The 3,121-nt window shown below is 63.4% G+C and carries 4 protein-coding genes; all 4 read right to left on the bottom strand.

The features are described 5' to 3' along the window. Window positions 1-165: 165 nt before the first annotated feature. On the bottom strand, window positions 166-1,155 hold the full coding sequence (gene lipA / locus AC3AYF_RS19610) for a lipoyl synthase (RefSeq protein WP_295037356.1): 990 nt from the start codon (window positions 1,153-1,155) through the stop codon (window positions 166-168). 35 nt (window positions 1,156-1,190) lie between these two features. Next, window positions 1,191-1,859: a lipoyl(octanoyl) transferase LipB gene (gene lipB / locus AC3AYF_RS19605; protein ID WP_487780230.1), complete on the bottom strand. Its 669-nt coding sequence runs from the start codon at window positions 1,857-1,859 to the stop codon at window positions 1,191-1,193. Window positions 1,860-1,864: 5 nt separating this feature from the next. Then, window positions 1,865-2,152: an HP0495 family protein gene (locus AC3AYF_RS19600; protein WP_295037353.1), complete on the bottom strand. Its 288-nt coding sequence runs from the start codon at window positions 2,150-2,152 to the stop codon at window positions 1,865-1,867. Between the two features lie 136 nt (window positions 2,153-2,288). Then, window positions 2,289-3,121 (bottom strand): D-alanyl-D-alanine carboxypeptidase family protein (locus tag AC3AYF_RS19595; protein ID WP_487780229.1); only part of this gene is annotated, 833 nt, incomplete at its 5' end.

The following is a 3,121-nucleotide window of genomic DNA, read 5'->3' as shown; positions in this document are numbered from 1 at the left end:
AAAAATCGGCGAAAGAGGACCGGGCTGGCGCTCCAGTTTACGGGGTGTAAATGAGTATTTTGACGGGGGCGCCGAGCTCGGGCTGGCGTTCCAGCCGATTGTTAACGCCGTATTGCCGAGCGCAGACAGTTTTCGTACAGAGCCGAGATTCGATTCAGGAGGAGATTACTTCACTTCGACCCCATGGGCCTGCTTGTCGGCATGATACGAGGAGCGCACCAGCGGCCCGGACGCGACATGGGTGAAGCCCATGCTCCTGCCCTGTTCGGCGAACCATTCGAATGTGCTGGGGTGCACCCAGCGATCGACGGGCAGATGGTTGCGGGACGGCTGCATGTACTGCCCGAGGGTCAACATGTCGACATCGTGCGCACGCAGGTCACGCATTACCTCTATGACCTGCTCGTCGGTCTCGCCCACCCCGAGCATCAGACCCGACTTGGTCATCACTTCCGGACGGCGCGCCTTGTAACCCTTCAGCAGGTCCAGCGACCACTGGTAGTCCGCGCCGGGGCGAACCTTGCGGTAAAGGGACGGCACCGTCTCCAGGTTGTGATTGAAAACGTCCGGCGCCTCGCCTTCCAGGATATCGAGAGCCACCTGCATGCGACCGCGGAAATCGGGTACCAGAACCTCGATCTCGATCTCCGGACTGTCGCGGCGAATCTCGCGGATGCAGTTGGCGAAGTGCAGGGCGCCACCGTCGCGCAGATCGTCACGATCCACGGAGGTCACGACGACATAATTGAGCCCCATTTCGGCGATGGCCTCGGCCAGCTCCCGCGGCTCATTCTCGTTGAGCGCGTTGGGGCGCCCGTGCGCGACATCGCAAAACGGGCAGCGCCGGGTGCAGATGTCGCCCATGATCATGAACGTCGCCGTCCCGCCGCTGAAACACTCGCCCAGATTGGGGCAGGAAGCCTCTTCGCAAACGGTGTGCAGCCCATGCTTTCGCAGCGTCTGCTTGATGTGGGTCACCTGGGGAGAGACCGGCATCCTGACCCTCAGCCAGTCCGGCTTCTTCGGCAGGGTTTCGGTCGGAATGACCTTGACGGGAATCCGCGATACCTTGTCGGCACCGCGCAGTTTGACACCCCGCTCGGCACGGGCAGGCTTCTTGGCCTCGGGCGTTTGCATCACGGTCGTCTCGGTCATAGGTCCCTTCCTGATAGGTCTTGGAACGCCGGCAGCTAGGCAGTCGCTACCGGTTCAAAAGCTTGTGGCCACCGCGGCCGATCCTCGAGCTTCACCGCCAGCCGCTGCGCGAAACAGTCGGCCAGCCTCGTGGATTCACGGTCGAACGAGATCGGTCCAGGTAGATGATCACGCAGCTGGGTCATCTTCAGGCCCGAATAGCCACACGGGTTGATGCGGGAAAATGGCGACAGGTCCATGTCGACGTTGAGGGCAACCCCATGAAAACTGCAGCCTCTTCGAATCCGCAGGCCCAGCGAGGCGATCTTGTCGTCACCGACATAGACCCCCGGTGCGTCCGGACGCGCCCGAGCCGCAATGCCGTGCAGGGCCAGCAGGGCGACGACGGCGCTCTCGAGCAGCGTCACCAGTTCACGCACCCCCAGCCCTCGCCGGCGAACGTCCAGCAGCGGGTACAGCACGATCTGGCCTGGCCCATGATAGGTCACCTGCCCTCCCCGATCACTCGCCACCACCGGGATGTCGCCGGGCATCAGCAGGTGTTCCGGCTTGCCCGCACGCCCCTGCGTGAACACGGGCTCGTGCTCCACCAGCCACAGCTGATCCGGCTCTGCGCTGTCGCGACCATCGGTGAAACGCGACATTGCCTGCCAGACCGGCAGGTAGGGCTGACGCCAGAGGCGATAGAGCGACAGGGCGGGCATCGCCGTCATAGCACCATGTGGACCCGACCGGTGGCCTTCAGATCCTGAAACAGCGCATTCAACTGCGCCTCGCCGGTGGCATGGATGACCACGCGCAGCGACTGGAACCGGCCATTGCGACTGTCGGAGAGCTTGATCGATGCCGGATCGAAACCGGGCGCATGACTCTCGATCACGTCACTGACGGCCGCCACGAAATCGTCGGCGGCGTCGCCAACCACCCGTATCGGGTAATCGCAGGGAAACTCGACCTTGGGTCGGGGAAGATCAACATCGCTGGGAGTCTGGGTCATGGCATCTGGGTGCGAAGTACATTTCCGACCATTCTACTCAACATTACCCGGCTCACCAACCGATGCCGCCCCACCGCCCGCAGAATTCCTCCGAGGCGGCGGGAGAGGCGCCGCCGGGGCGACGCCAGAGCGGTACTCAGTCGAACAGACCGGTCACGAACAGCACGATGGAGTCCCAGACGCGCTTGAAGATGCTGCCCTCTTCGACACCCTCCAGCGCGACCAGCGGCTCTTGTCCCAGCACCTCGTCGCCGGACTTGATTTCCAGCGTGCCGACCTGCTGGCCCGCCTGGATCGGCGCATGCAGCGTCTCCGGCAGGTTGAGGCGAGCGGTCAGGTTGTCGGCGCTACCCCGCGGTACGGTCATGCTGACCGCATCCTTGACGCCGAGGCGAACGGTATCGCTGTCGCCACCCCAGACCCGCGCCTCGTTGAGCACGGAACCGGCATCGTAGAGCTTGCGGGTCTGGAAGAAGCGGAACCCGTAGTTGAGCAGGCGCTGGGTCTCGGCCGCCCGTGCCTCATCGGAGTTGGTGCCCATGACCACGGCGATCAGGCGGGTGTCCTGCTTCTTGGCGGATGCGACCAGACAGTAGCCGGCGGCTTCCGTATGCCCGGTCTTCAGGCCGTCGACGTCCGGATCACGCCACAGCAGGCGGTTGCGATTGGGCTGACGGATATCGTTGTAGGTGAAGTATTTTTCGGAATAGACCTGATAGTGGTCGGGGAAGTCCGTGATGATATGGCGCGCGAGAATCGCCAGGTCGTGAGCGGACGAGTAGTGATCGTCGTGCGGGAGCCCCGTGGGGTTCATGAAATGGCTGTTCTGCATGCCCATGCGCTGGGCCTGCTGATTCATCAGGTCAGCGAAAGCCGATTCGCTGCCGGCGACGTACTCCGACAGCGCCACGCTGGCGTCGTTGCCGGATTGCACGACCACGCCGCGCAGCAGGTTCTCGACGCTGACCT

It is taken from the genome of Salinicola sp. (genome assembly GCF_982684285.1).
Note: the sequence above shows the minus strand (reverse complement) of the source record. Positions and strands in the feature narration are given on the sequence as shown.